Annotated in this window: 13 protein-coding genes and 1 riboswitch; of the genes, 2 read left to right on the top strand and 11 right to left on the bottom strand. The window is 27.1% G+C overall.

All coding sequences use genetic code 11. The features are described from left to right. Positions 1–35: 35 nt before the first annotated feature. The 8 genes from ATCC9714_RS06100 to ATCC9714_RS06065 all read right to left on the bottom strand — a co-directional run bounded on the left by ATCC9714_RS06100 (position 36) and on the right by ATCC9714_RS06065 (position 7,397). Positions 36–902: a YitT family protein gene (locus tag ATCC9714_RS06100; RefSeq protein WP_021128341.1), complete on the bottom strand. Its 867-nt coding sequence runs from the start codon at positions 900–902 to the stop codon at positions 36–38. A 30-nt stretch (positions 903–932) separates the two neighbouring features. Next, the gene (locus ATCC9714_RS06095; protein ID WP_021128342.1) at positions 933–1,625 is read right to left on the bottom strand and encodes an LrgB family protein; all 693 of its coding nucleotides are present in this window, start codon (positions 1,623–1,625) and stop codon (positions 933–935) included. A 4-nt stretch (positions 1,626–1,629) separates the two neighbouring features. Beyond that, positions 1,630–1,992 carry a CidA/LrgA family protein gene (locus ATCC9714_RS06090; protein WP_021123972.1) on the bottom strand — a complete coding sequence of 121 codons (363 nt, stop codon included), beginning with the start codon at positions 1,990–1,992 and terminating at the stop codon, positions 1,630–1,632. Between the two features lie 126 nt (positions 1,993–2,118). Then, positions 2,119–3,087: a WG repeat-containing protein gene (locus ATCC9714_RS06085; RefSeq protein ID WP_057544747.1), complete on the bottom strand. Its 969-nt coding sequence runs from the start codon at positions 3,085–3,087 to the stop codon at positions 2,119–2,121. 109 nt (positions 3,088–3,196) lie between these two features. Continuing rightward, entirely contained in the window at positions 3,197–4,582 is a 1,386-nt protein-coding gene (locus tag ATCC9714_RS06080; RefSeq protein ID WP_057544746.1) for a tetratricopeptide repeat protein, read from the bottom strand. A gap of 117 nt (positions 4,583–4,699) precedes the next feature. After that, positions 4,700–6,085, bottom strand: coding sequence for a UbiD family decarboxylase (locus ATCC9714_RS06075; RefSeq protein ID WP_155485674.1), 1,386 nt, complete (start codon positions 6,083–6,085; stop codon positions 4,700–4,702). Between the two features lie 124 nt (positions 6,086–6,209). Further along, positions 6,210–6,998: a protein phosphatase 2C domain-containing protein gene (locus ATCC9714_RS06070; protein ID WP_057544745.1), complete on the bottom strand. Its 789-nt coding sequence runs from the start codon at positions 6,996–6,998 to the stop codon at positions 6,210–6,212. Between the two features lie 69 nt (positions 6,999–7,067). Beyond that, complete coding sequence (locus tag ATCC9714_RS06065; RefSeq protein WP_057536006.1) at positions 7,068–7,397, bottom strand: hypothetical protein; 330 nt, start codon at positions 7,395–7,397, stop codon at positions 7,068–7,070. Positions 7,398–7,546: 149 nt separating this feature from the next. On the opposite strand from ATCC9714_RS06065, the gene ATCC9714_RS06060 reads away from it, so the two are divergent. Both ATCC9714_RS06060 and nhaC read left to right on the top strand, forming a co-directional pair. After that, positions 7,547–9,313: a peroxiredoxin gene (locus tag ATCC9714_RS06060; protein WP_057544744.1), complete on the top strand. Its 1,767-nt coding sequence runs from the start codon at positions 7,547–7,549 to the stop codon at positions 9,311–9,313. Positions 9,314–9,431: 118 nt separating this feature from the next. Further along, a riboswitch (Lysine riboswitch) is annotated at positions 9,432–9,603 on the top strand. Between the two features lie 118 nt (positions 9,604–9,721). Next, on the top strand, positions 9,722–11,146 hold the full coding sequence (nhaC, locus tag ATCC9714_RS06055) for a Na+/H+ antiporter NhaC (RefSeq protein WP_057544743.1): 1,425 nt from the start codon (positions 9,722–9,724) through the stop codon (positions 11,144–11,146). Between the two features lie 26 nt (positions 11,147–11,172). Here nhaC and ATCC9714_RS06050 read toward each other — a convergent pair whose 3' ends face one another. The 3 genes from ATCC9714_RS06050 to ATCC9714_RS06040 form a co-directional block, all read right to left on the bottom strand. Beyond that, on the bottom strand, positions 11,173–11,931 hold the full coding sequence (locus tag ATCC9714_RS06050; RefSeq protein ID WP_057544742.1) for an acyl-CoA dehydratase activase: 759 nt from the start codon (positions 11,929–11,931) through the stop codon (positions 11,173–11,175). Between the two features lie 13 nt (positions 11,932–11,944). Next, entirely contained in the window at positions 11,945–13,099 is a 1,155-nt protein-coding gene (locus ATCC9714_RS06045; RefSeq protein ID WP_057544741.1) for a double-cubane-cluster-containing anaerobic reductase, read from the bottom strand. A gap of 116 nt (positions 13,100–13,215) precedes the next feature. Beyond that, entirely contained in the window at positions 13,216–14,169 is a 954-nt protein-coding gene (locus ATCC9714_RS06040) for a calcium/sodium antiporter (protein ID WP_021128351.1), read from the bottom strand. Positions 14,170–14,301: the final 132 nt, after the last annotated feature.

The raw sequence follows: 14,301 nt of genomic DNA, 5'->3' as shown, positions 1-14,301 counted from the left end.
ATATATTATCTAAATTTTTAATTTTTATTCATATTTTATAAATATTTTTCTTTAAAACCTCTACCTTTAACTTCATTTACATCGTTTACAGATATAAACGCTTTTTTATCATATTTTAGTGCAATCTCTTTTATTTTAGGAATTTCATTAGATGCAACTATACAATATACTATTTTCTTCTTTTCATGTGTATAAGCACCTTCAGCTTCAATTAATGTTACTCCTCTTATAAGATCTTTCATTATACATTTTGAAATATCATCACTTCTGCTAGATATTAGCATTACAGATTTTTGTGTATTCATCATATCTTTAACTATATTCATAGAATACACATTTAAAAACATTCCTATTAAGGTATATAATCCTAATTCAAGTCCAAAAAGTGCTGATCCTAAACATACTATAAGAAAATTCATAAAAAGACCTGTATCTTTCATAGGAATATTTTTCTTTATTTTTAGTATAGCAGCTATTATATCTGTTCCACCTAATGATGACTTAGCTTTAAATACTAAACCTAATCCTATTCCTCCAAGTATACCTCCATAAACAGTTTGAAGTAATACATCATTTACAGGTATATAATGTCCTACATTTTGCGTTAATCCTAATACTGTAGAGAATATAAGCATATTCACTAAACTAGTTATGCAAAATTCCTTTTCTAGAAATATAAATCCTAATATAAATATCGGTATATTAATTAAAAACGATAAAACCCCAATATTCATATTACTAACATAGTTTAGTGCAACAGATAGCCCTGCTACACCTCCACCTAATAAGTGGGCTGGCTTTAAAAATCCATTAATGCCTATTGAAGATATTGTTATTCCTGCCGTAATTACAATGTACCTCAAGAATATATTCTCATCCAAAGTATTTTTTACCTCGCTCATTATAATCCTCCATTCAAATAATTAAGCTTATTACTTCATAAAATTTATTAGTATAGGTACAAGAATTACTGTTATAGTTCCTGATATACCTATTGCTAAACCACTCATTGCACCCTCAATTTCTCCTAACTCAAGAGCTTTTGTAGTTCCTAATGCATGTGATGCTGTTCCTAATGCTATACCTTTTGATACAGGATGCTTTGTATTTATAAATTTAAAAACAGGAGTTGCTATCATTCCACCTATAATTCCTGTTAATATAATCGCTACTATTGTTACGGATTCAATACCGCCTAATGTAGATGTTAGCGAAATTCCCATAGGTGTAGTAATAGATTTACCTAATAATGAGTTCATTATTAATTTATCAGAATTAGTTAGTTTACTTATAATTATTATACTTATAAATGAAACTACTACTCCTGATGTTATTCCAACTATAATTTCATAAAAATGTTTTTTTAATAAATTATATTGTTTATATAAAGGTAGTGCAAGTACAATAGTAACTGGTGCTAAGAAAAAGTTTATTGTATCTCCACCTGATTTATAACTTTCATATGGTATATTACATATTTTTAAAAATACAATTATCGCTAAAATAGCTATTAATAGTGGATTGAATATAGCTAATTTCGTTTTCTTTTGAATATATAATCCTAAATTAAAAAATAATATAGTAACTACAATTCCAAATACTGGTGTTTGTAATACATTATACATGTTATTAACCTCTCTTACTTTTTATTTCTATCATTTTCTCAACTATTATAGCTGTTACAACCATAACTAAAGTAGTACTAATTAATATAGTTGCTGCAAGTACAATTACATTTGAACCTATTAATCCTAAAGACTTTATTAGTGATACTCCCGCTGGAACGAAGAATATGGCCATATTGTCTAAAAAGAAATTGCTAAGTTCTTCTATAGATTCCACTTTTACAACTTTAATTTTTAACAGTACAAATAATAAAATCATACCTATTATACTTCCAGGTATAATAATTATATGGCTTAAAAACGAGCTGATGTACTCTCCTATAGCCCATATTATAAGAATTAAGGCTAGCTGTCTTAATAATTTCATTTATCCTTCTCCTAAACTTATTTTTTTGCAAAATTAAAGGGAGATTTTTTAACTCCCTATAACTTCCTTATATATATTACTACTATATCTTTATTTTTTCAAACTTAATTTTCACATGTTTTTGGCTTAATTTATTAAAATTTCTCCATTTTTATCTATATAGTTATTGTTATCTCCTTCAATTATCTGTGCATATCCATTTTCAAAATCCGAAACCGCTTTCAAAGTTGGCAATATTTTAATTTTTCCTTCTTTATTCAAAAAACCCCATAATCCTCCTTTTGGTATACACATTCCTCTTGATAAGGAATCTGATCCTATATTAAACCTTGCCAATCCATCAGAAAATTCACATGCATAATCAAATATAGGTTCTATTACCATTTCTCCTAATGTATTAATATATCCCCACTTATCATTTATACATACAGGTGCTAACCCTTCACTAAATGATTTTGCTCTATCATATTTAAAATCTATAATATTATCTCCGTTTTTATCTATATATCCCCACTTATCATCGATTTTTATTCCTGCTATTCCTTCTGAAAAATCATTTGCTATATCATATTTAGGTTTTATTATAAATTCTCCACTTTTATCTATATATCCATATTTATTTTTACTTTCAACTAAAGCTATCCCTTCCTTGAATTTATTTACATAACTAAAAGAAGGTTTTATAATCATATCTCCATTCCTGTTTATAAATCCCCATTTTTTATTTATCTTCACCCCCGACATACCTTCACTAAAGTTAGATGCCCCTTCATATTTAGGCTTTATGCTTTCATCTAAATTCAAATCTAAAAATCCATACTTTCCATTAATTTTAATCTTAGATAAACCTTCGCTAAAATCTGAAGCACTATCTAAGTGTAGAAATATATTGTTATATCCATATTCATCTATGTATCCAAAAACCCATTTTACAGACTTTCTTATTCTTTTTATATATGTAACAACACAATATCCATCTTTAAATCTTTCTGAAACATATTTAAATTTTGGTTTTATTACTATTTCATTTTTATTGTTTATGAAACCATATTTGCCATCTTTTAATATAGGAAGAAATAATTTTTTATTTGTCATTTTTACCTCCTTAAAAAAATAATACCTATATTAATAATTAATATTATAAAATTTAATTTCATATACTATTTTTAAAAATTTTAATAAAAAAAAGAGCGTATCCGCTCTTTTATCTTTCTTTTAATATATCTTCTACTTGTGAATTATTGTACATACTATCTGGATCTTCGGCCCTTAAACTATAAAATACTTGTTGAGCTTCTTCTAAATCCCCTTCTTTATAATAAAGCATTCCTAAATTATAATAACTATCATCATAATAATTGTCAGAAGGTTTATAAGTATTTATATATTTTTTATAATATTTTATAGCTTCTTCATTATTTTTTTCATTTTCATTTAGTAAAGCTAATTGATAAATAGCTTCTGAAACATATTTTTTAGTTTTACCATTTGATACAACTAACTCTAAATATTTTATAGCTTCTTGGTTATCTCCTTCTTGCTTTAAATCCATAGCTTTATTAAATAAATCTTCTTCATCTCCAACTATGACTTCCGTATTATCTTGAGATTCTTCTTTTTTCTTTTCATCTTTAGCTTTATTTAATTCATTTTTTGTTTTATCTAGCTTTTTATTAGTTTTATCTATTTGTTCATCCTTTTTAGTAATTTGGTTAGAAAGCTTATCTAATTGTTTTTTATTATTTAAGTATAATGCTCCAGCTACAATTACTAAAACTACAATTAATGCATATAGTGTTTTATGACTCTTAGCTTTTTTAGGTGATACTGTTTCTTCATTTTCTTTGACTGGTTGAATACTTGCTTCTTTTTCAAATAAAGGATTATCTTTATCAACTTTCCTCAATGCACCTAAATATTCATTTGCTTTTTCATTGTTTCCTAATTTTTCATATATTAAATGTAAAACTAAATATGGCTCTATAAGTTCCGGCTCTTCATTAACTATATTTTCAAGAATTTGTATACTTTCTTGATTTAAATCATTATTTATAAATCTAATAGCATGATTATATCTGCTTAAAAATATTCCAAACTCTTCAGATGTTAAAATCTTTACATATTTCTGAGCTAGTTCATTATTATCGTAACATGTGCTCTTATAGAAACTTTCAAAAGATTCATCAAAGTTACATTTTAAAAATTTTAATAATCCTTTTAAATTTAGTATATCAACATCTTTTGGATTTAATTCTAAAGCCTCATCTATTATTTCTGTAGCACTTGTTATAAAGTCTCTATCAATCATATTTAAAGCTTCATTAAATTTCTTGTATGACTCAAGTTTTAATGTTCTAGTATCTTTAATTTGTTTTTTTGTTTTGTGCTTTAAGTTAAGTATAGTTTCATCTTTGCTATTTGATGTTACATAGGTCTTTTTTAAAGTTTTTAAAGTTTCATGTATTTCTTCATCATCTATATTAAAAAAGGTAATGTCGTTACTATCTTCACTTATAAGAGCTATATCGATTATCTTTTTATGTAAACTTTTTATATCATTTTTTATATTTAACTTTAAAATAATAATCACCCTTTCATTAATTTCTTATGTACTATAGAATACCATATTAAATTAATTTAGTCAAAATTATACATTTTTTACTAAATTTTTATAAAAAAAAATAAAAGCGTATTACTCACGCTTTTATTAAATCTTGCTAATTTTATCTTCTGAAACTTTATATATTTGTTTAGTATATGGATTTATTAAATATACTTCTTTTGATTTAAAAAATCCTCTATTTACAACAGCATAATAGTAAATATCATTGTTTTTTCCTATAAATTTATCTAATTGTTCTTTATTTTCGATATATTTTAATGCATTATTTTTTTCTTCAATTGTAACGTATTTATATTTTTCACTATGTTCTTTTAATTTTTTCTCTAGAATGCTAATTGCAGTATTTTTGCTTATAGTAAATTCTACACTTCCATCTTTTGTCGCTCTCCAATAACCATCACTATAATTATTGTTATAAGTTTTTTTCTCATCTAAATAAGAATATACTTTTTTATTTCTAGGATTAATTAAAAATTCATCTACTCTGTCTTTATTGACAAAAGTTTCAACATAGTAATATTTACTTCCATTAACCATTTGTTGGAATATGTTTGTTATTATATCAGCTTTGTCCATTCCACTTTTTTTAGATATTAATGCCACTATTTCATCATTAGTCATAGAATACATTTTTAAATTTTTCTCATATTTACTTGATAATTCATTTAAATAATCATCATCTAAGTAATATTGTTTTAAGTAGTCTATATATTCTAAAGCTTGTTGATAATTTCCGTTTTCATTTTCTGTATTTGCTTTTTCTATATAATAATCATACATATCCTTTATACATTCTTCTTTTTTATCTTGAGCTAAATCATAATACTTTTTATCTTCTGACATAACTTTATCATAATTTGAAATTGCTTCTTTATACATTTTCTTTTCTTGATCTTTAACTCCTAAATTATATACTTTTCTAGAGTCCTCTATTACATCAATTTTTTTTGCATAAACATAAATTTCATTTTTAGATATCTTAAGGGTTGATACTGCTTGTATATACCCCATAGCTGTTTTGTAACTTATTTTTTCTTGTAAGTATAAATCATTTACTCTTTTAGCTTGATCTATTATATTGCTTGCATCTATATATACTGTGTCTAATTCATTTATTATGTTTATAAGTGATATAAAATAGTCTTTGCCTATTTCTCCTTTTATATATCTATCTCCGTAATTAACAAGTATTTTATTAATTTTTTTAGATAAACTCTTACTAAACCTATCCATCTTACTTTCAGAAAATTCCTCTTTGACTTTATTATAATAAGATGTTGCTTCGCCATAGTTTCTTTTTTCAATATAATCTACAAGTTTGTTACTTTCACTACTTACACTAAAACTATTAGCACTAAAAAATATAGTCAAACTCAATAAGATAACACCTAAAATCACAAGAGCTGTTTTTACTATAACTTTATTGTGTTTATCTACAAATTCTACTATTTTTATAAAAAAATCCTTCATAATCATTATCTTACCTTTCTTAAACAGTAATATAAATGTTTTACGATTTATTATAACATATAAAAAGAGTATTAACCATATTTTGTAATTCAACTCAAAAAAACAACATTTTAGATAATGTTGTTTAAAATATAAACGCTATAGTAATATCATCTTTGCTTTTATTTAAAGTCAAATACTCTAAGTAATTTTTATATTGTTTTTTTAAATTATATCTTGAAAATACACTTTTTTTATATCCTTCAATAGTATTTGATATACTCTCACTTAAATTAATTAAACTTCCAAAACTATTTGTAAATCCATCTGAAAATAAAACCACTGATTTTAAATCTTCATTTTCTAAAATATCAAATTTTATATCAATATATAAGTATGCATCATCTAAATACATTGAATTTAAGACTCCTCTTACTTTATTTTTTTTATTATATTCTATAATCTCTATATCTTTTGAAACTTCTAATATATTTCCATCTCCGATTTGCATATACAATTTCATTTTATTTGTTATTAAAACTCCTATAAGAGTAGTCCCATAAAGTATATAATCAATATTGTAAACATTTGGAATATGTTTTATGAAGTGATTTTTTGCATAATCTCTCCAAGTATCTTGAATTTTTCTTTGTATTGATTTATTTTCTATCATACTTTTAACCCTATCCACTTGAATTTCTTCACTATCATTTTTAATATTTTCATATAAGTCTTCTATTACATCCATAAATGCACTACAAGCAAGTTCTGATCCTTTTTGACTATACATACACCTATTAATTCCATGTCCATCTCCAATTGAACAAATAATGCCTTTATCTAATTTTTTATATTTTAAAAAATCTTGTGACTCCTTATTTTTAGCTTTATTTTTATATCCAGTTACACTTTCATAAAAAATTTCAAAGTTCATATTATCCCCCCATCCCATATTTATTATATTGTTTATAATAAAAAAAAAGCACAGCATACGCTGTACTTTTTATGATATTTTTCTTCGTCTAATAGGTTCTTTACTTCTCGAAGTCCTTTTATTTCTAACACTTTTGCTTTTAATAACTCTACGTGGCTGTCTTCCAAAGATTCTTTTACAATCACATAAAATCCAACATGGAGTCAACATAATAATCATTCCTAAAGCTAACATAATATAATATCTAAATCCTATGAATACCCCAGTTACTGAGTTAATTATTAATAAAATACTAGTAATACTTACGGATATTGCAGATGATAAAACAAATATTCTTGAAATGTCTGAAAATGTCTTCATAAATCTTGGCATTTTTTTAGTTTTTCGGCTATTTTTCATCTTTCGCCTCCTAATAACAACAAATCATACATATATTCTCATATAATAAATATACCAAATTTGTATTAAAATAGCAATTCTTATTAGTAACATTAATTTAACTTAATTAATAAATTAAATTAAGACTAACTTTAAAAGGAGTGATTTAATTGCCATGTCTTCCTAGTTTAGGTACTAAAGCCCCTAACTTTAGTGCTAATACAACCTTTGGCCCTATAAAATTATCCGATTATAAAGGAAAATGGGTTGTATTATTTTCTCATCCAGGTGACTTTACACCAGTATGTACTACAGAATTTTTATGTTTCGCTAAATACTATTCAAATTTTCAAAAAAGAAATACGGAGTTAATAGGCCTTAGTGTTGATAGTAATAGCTCTCATTTGGCATGGGTTTATAATATCTATAGAAATACAGGTGTTGAAATACCATTTCCTATAATAGATGATAGAAAGATGGAAATTTCACAACTATACGGTATGATTTCTGAGCCTATGAGTGATTCTTCAACAGTTAGATCTGTATTTATAATCGACCCTAACCAAATTCTAAGAACTATTTTATATTATCCTTTAACTACCGGTCGAAATATTCCTGAAATAGTAAGAATAATAGATGCTCTTCAAACATCGGATGAACAAAAAGTTGTTACTCCAGCAGATTGGTTACCAGGTATGCCTGTTATATTACCTCCACCTAAAACTTACAAAGAATTAAAACAAAGAATTTCTAGTTGCGAAAAAGATAAGGAATGCATAGATTGGTATCTTTGTTTTGTTCCTGATAAAAACTTAGGAATAAAAAGTAATAAATCTATAAATAAAAAGAAGTTAACTGCTAAATCAAGACCTCAAATAAATTCTCCAGAAGATTATGTTCCACAAAACCCTAATTGTCCAGATATAAATAGATTAGTTGGAACATATGTTCTTGGCGATCCTTCAAGTGTAGATGCTTTTTTACTTGATTTTGTTATATATGCATTTGCAGAAATAAAATCTGATGGGACACTATTCATACCAACGCCTAGATATTTGCGTCAATTATTAGCTCTTAGACAAGATAATCCCGATTTAAGGGTTATAGTAGCTATTGGCGGCTGGGGACAGGATGGATTCTCAGATGCTGCCCTAACACCATCCTCTAGATATAATTTTGCAAGAGAAGTTAATGCTCTTATTAAGGAATATAATTTAGATGGAATTGATATTGACTGGGAATATCCAGCAACTAGTGCTGCCGGAATAAAATCAAGACCTGAAGATAGGGAAAACTTTACTTTATTATTGACTGCAATTAGAGATGTAATAGGTTATGATAAATGGCTAAGTGTTGCAGGTACTGGAGATAAGGCCTATATAAATCAAAGCGTAGAAATTGATAATATAGCACCTTTAATTGATTACTTTAATTTGATGAGCTATGACTTTACAGCTGGAGAAACAGGACCTAATGCTAAAAAGCATCATTCAAACTTATATGATTCTAATCTATCTATTCCAGGCTATAGTGCAGATGCTATGGTTAGAAACTTAATAGCTGCAGGAATGCCATCTCAAAAAATTTTACTAGGAATTCCTTTTTATGGTAGGTTAGGTGCTACAATTACAAAATCATATGATCAACTTAGAAAAGATTTTATAAATAAAAATGGTTATACTTATAAATTTGATAGAGATGCTCAAGCTCCTTATTTAGAAAGAGAAGGAGAATTTGCAATGTCCTATGATGATATACTTTCTATATATATAAAAGGACAATATGTAATAGATAACTGCTTAGGTGGTATGTTCTCTTGGATGGCTCCATATGATAGAGCTAATATACTTGCAAGAGCTATGAATGAGGGTATTAATGATCCAAATAAATTAAGACAAGAAATTGAAGATACGTACGGTCCTGGTTTCTTAAAATAAAAAATAGTCTATCAAATTTGATAGACTATTTTTTATTTTAAGAAAATTTTAATTTTTTAAAATTCACCTTTACTTTTATTAATATTATGCTATAATGTATATTACAAAACAGAATATAACTAATGGTAGAGGTTGCATTATTAAATAGTACTATTATCGAGGTCAAAGCGCTTATGACGTAATAGGAAAGGTAATAATGCCGAAATATATAAACTATGCTTAAAGTTTATATGTTGGGGTTATGCATAATATGTATAACACTGTCACTTATGTGAAGAGCTATCTTTAGATTAAGTTATTATATTAATTTGTAATTTCAAGTCTAGAAGTATCTCTATACCTTCTAGACTTTTTTTATTACTCATACTCCATTCATTGTTATATTCTTATAAATTATTGGAGGTTATTATGGTAAAAAGAGAAAAAAAACAAGCTTCACTGGGAGATTCTATTTTATGTATAGGATTTCTGATTTTCATATTATGTATTTCACTAACAAAATTGGGAGTATCTGCTCATATCCCCCTTGCACTAGGTGGTATATTTACAGGATTTATAGCAGTTTTTAAATTAGGTTTTACATGGAAAGAATTAGAGGAAGGAATTTTATCTACTATAAGTTCAACGATGCAGGCTATTATAATTTTATTGATAGTTGGTATGCTTATTGGAACATGGATAATATCTGGTGTTGTTCCTAGCATGATTTATTGGGGACTAAATATATTATCACCTGGAATTTTCCTAGTTGCTACAACACTAATATGTTCAATAGTATCAATTTCTACTGGTTCTTCTTGGACTACAGCCGGTACTATAGGTATAGCCCTTTTAGGTATAGGTAGTGCTCTTGGCATTCCTAAGGAAATAATAGCTGGTGCAATAATATCAGGTGCCTATTTTGGTGATAAAATGTCTCCACTTTCTGATACAACAAACTTAGCTCCTGCTATGGCTGGAACTAATTTATTTACTCATATAAAACATATGCTTTATTCAACAATACCAGCATATTTAATAGCTTTAATTATATACGGATTTATAGGATTTAAATATGCAGGTCAAACTATAGATAACAGTCAAATAACTCAAATACAACAAGCTCTAGCTGCTAGTTATAATACATTATCTCCATTTTTACTACTTATACCTGCTGCAGTTATCTTAATGGTAATACTTAAAGTACCAGCTATTCCAGGTCTTATAATAGGTACATTACTAGGTGGGTTTGTTGCAGTATTTTTCCAAGGAGCTTCATTTAAAGAAGTTTTAGAAGTTGCTCAGGTTGGATATACATCTCACAGTGGAATGGCTTTTGTTGATGAACTATTAACTAGAGGTGGTCTAAACAGTATGCTAGGAACAGTTTCGCTTATGTTATGTGCACTAGCTACAGGTGGTATTCTTGAAAAAACAGGTATGCTAGAAGCTCTAGCCAATGCTATTCTTAAATTTGCAAAAGGAACTTTTGGTTTAGTAGCTGCTACAATATTTACTTGTATAGGAACCAATCTAGCTGTTGCAGATCAATACTTAGCAATAGTAATGCCAGGAAGTATGTATAGAGAAGCTTTCAAAAAACAAGGACTTTGTCCTGAAAATCTATCTAGAGCATTAGAAGATAGTGCAACTATTACATCTCCACTTATACCTTGGAATACATGTGGAGCTTATATGAGTGCTACACTTGCTATAAATTCATTTGCATTTTTACCATTTGCATTTTTCAATCTATTATGTCCTTTAGTTTCTTTAACACTAGCTGCTACAGGATTTGGCATCACTAAATTATCAGATGAAAAACCAGTTAAAACAGAAGAATCTATTGCATAAAAAATAAAGGGTGGCTAAGCCATCCTTTATTTTTTATATCCTACAATTGCAGCCCCTAAAGCTCCTATTATTTGCGTATCATCATATATATATATATCTTTTTTTAAATTTTCTTCTAACATTTTTACAAGTATTTTACTTTTTGCAACTCCACCTGTAAAAGCAACTTTATCTACTATATCTATTCTAGATAACATTGATTCAGACCTATTTGCAATTGATTGTAAAATACCAGCTGCTATAGATTCTTTTGATATATCTTTTGCTAATAAACTTATAATCTCTGATTCTGCAAAAACAGTACACATACTTGATATTACCTGTGGCTTTGCTCCATTTGCCAAATTATCTATGCTGTCAACATCTGTACCTAGTAAGTTAGAAGTTACTTGTAAAAATCTTCCTGTACCTGCTGCACATTTATCATTCATTATAAAATTAGATACATTTCCTTCATTATCCAGATTTATAACTTTACTATCCTGCCCACCTATATCTATTATAGTTCTTACATTCCTATTTAAAAAATGGACACCCTTTGCATGGCATGTTATTTCAGTTACTTTTTTATCAACAAAATCCATACTAACTCTTCCATATCCAGTCCCAACAATTTTTTTTACATTTTCTTTATCTATACCTGTGATTAAATTCTCATAAACTTCCTTTGAAGCAATTTTAGGACTCCATCCTGTTGGTATTATTATTTTTTTTACTATATTCTCTCCATCAAATAATACACCTTTAGTTGCAACTGATCCAGAGTCTATACCTATACTATACATAAAATCCCCCTAATTAATCTATCATTTCTATAAATGCCTCGAATCTAGTTCTTAATTGTTCTGTATCAGATTTTGAATAATCTGTTTCAATAGCCATATAAGGTTTATGTTTAACATCATTTACAAATTTCTTAATTCTGTAACTTTCCACATTAAACGTATGACAAGCTTGTAAAATAACATCAATTACTCCATCTACTTTATACTCATCTATTAATCTATCTAAAAGTTCGATTCTTCCATCATTATTAGACATACATGAGCAAGCTATATTTATGTATTTTTTAGCTATAGCGTCAATTGGGTCTGGATTGTTTTCATCTACAAGTTCATCATTTGATCTAATACCTCCACAAAGCTCATAAGCAACTACAACAGCTCCACTTTCTTCTAATGTTTTTACGATTTTTTCACTTACCCCACCAATTGGACATCCTGTAATTAAAATTCTTGGTTTATCTTCACTTACTGGTCTCTCTCCATTTTCATATTTTTCTTTTATAGATTTAATCATATCTCTTATACTATCTTTTAATTCATCTCTATCAAATTTAAATCCAGAATTATATAAAACTTGATGCATTTCAAAACCATTCATTGGTGGTGGTACTAATTTTCCTAATTCGTAAAATTCTTTTAATAACTTTCTCTCTTCATTTTTATCTCTAATTGCTTCTTTTAAATCTTCTTCTGTTATTTCTACATTAAATCTTTTTTCTATATCATTTTTCAGTTCAATAATTTCATTTTTCCAAAGCTCATAAGCATATTTTCCATTTTTACTATTTGGAAGTTGCATTAAATGTAGGTCTTTAATTTTCTCTAGCTCTTCGTACATTTTTTTCTTTCCATCGCATGTTGTTTCTCCTATTAGCAAATCTGAAAAATAAAAATATGGACATGTATCTGTTATAGCATGTCCAAAACTTGATTTTATAAGTGGACAAAGATTTCTCGGTAATATTTTTTCAGCTTCTGGAATTGGCTCTTCACTAACTCCACAAACACCTACCGTAACAGCTTTAGCTGCCATTGGAATCTCAACTGGCGTAAATGCACAAAATACCCCTACTAATTTTTTACCACTCTCTTTTAATTCTTTAGCTTTTATAAATCCATTTCTTCTAGCTTCACTGAATTCTTCAAACTTTTCTGGTAATGATATCATATTGTCTCCCCCAATAATTATAATGATTTACAATGCAATTTTAACATAGGGGCCCTTTTTATGTACAATAGTAAAAACCTATAACTTTAAATATATATATAGGTTTTTACTATATACTATTGTCTAATTATTATAAATACCATGTAAGAAATATAAATCAATACCATTAAAAGGCCTTCAAATTTATTAACTTCTCTCTTTGTAGTTGCAAATATATATGCAATTATAGAAATTATAAACATAATGAACATATCTACAAATACTATAGGATGTACTGATATTGGATTTATAAATGCCGATATTCCAAGTACAAATAAAATATTAAAGATATTAGACCCTACAACATTTCCCATAGCTATATCGCTTTCTCCTTTTTTTGCTGCAACTACACTAGTTACTAACTCTGGTAAAGAAGTTCCAATAGATACGATAGTAAGTCCTACTAGATTTTCACTCATTCCTATTGATAATGCTATATTACTTGCACTATCTACTACAACTTGTCCTCCAAATATAATTCCTATTATACCTAATAAACTAATCATTAAGCTCTTTGGAATAGATGCTTTTTTACTTCCTTGTTCTACTTGCATATCTTCTTTTGATGTTATAGCCATCTCTAGTAAGTAGTACATAAATATAGAAAATAGAGCCAATAACATAAGTCCATCTGATTTTGTTAATTCATTGTTACTATATCCTTGAAATTTAGTATCATGAGATAATATTAATAAAACTAATGATGATAAAAGTATAAATGGAAATTCTTTTAAAATAGTAGTTTTTTGAACCTTAACAGGCTTTATCATTGATGCAATACCTATAACAGCCAGCAGGTTAAAAATATTAGATCCAACTACATTAGCTATTGCAATATCATTGTTTCCTTTTAAAGCAGCTGTAACACTAACTGCTGCTTCAGGAGCACTGGTTCCAAACGCAACTATTGTAAGACCTATAATTATGGTTGGTATTCTTAATGCTTTAGCAATAGAAGATGCCCCGTTTACAAAAAAGTCTGCTGATTTAATAAGTATTATAAATCCAATTATAAGTAATATGTAGCTCATATTGTTTCTCCTTTTTTGCTTTTACATTTATTTTATCCATATATATTAAATTTTATTTACAAGTCTTTATCTAAAATTGTACTAATACAATTTGTTTTTTTACTTATTAATATATTAATTTGTTTTTTTTCA

It is taken from the genome of Paraclostridium sordellii (genome assembly GCF_000953675.1).
Taxonomy (GTDB): domain Bacteria; phylum Bacillota; class Clostridia; order Peptostreptococcales; family Peptostreptococcaceae; genus Paraclostridium; species Paraclostridium sordellii.
This window is presented reverse-complemented; position numbering and strand designations above follow the sequence as displayed.